This window comes from uncultured Dokdonia sp. (assembly GCF_947496725.1).
GTDB lineage: Bacteria > Bacteroidota > Bacteroidia > Flavobacteriales > Flavobacteriaceae > Dokdonia.
Genome location: NZ_CANMDS010000026.1, coordinates 1 through 224, shown reverse-complemented (window position 1 = coordinate 224; position 224 = coordinate 1). Strand labels below are relative to the sequence as shown.

Genomic DNA, 224 nt, shown 5'->3' with positions numbered 1-224 from the left:
ACATCTTCGATAGTCACGGTTGGAGCACCATCGTTATCGATAATCGTTACCGTTCCGCTAGGATCTGTATTGTCAGTATTACCACTTGTTATCGTTCCGTCTACTGTGAAGATTTCATCACCCTCATCAAGTTCATCATCCTCGATAGGAACTACAACTTCTCCTTCAGTCTCTCCTGCAGGAATCGTTACCGTTACAATTGTCTCTTCATAATCATCCTCACC

Annotated in this window: 1 protein-coding gene; it reads right to left on the bottom strand. The window is 43.3% G+C overall.

What is annotated here, in order from left to right; genetic code table 11:
• The coding region (locus Q0948_RS14910; protein WP_298354538.1) for a Calx-beta domain-containing protein at window positions 1-224 on the bottom strand (224 nt) is incomplete at both ends.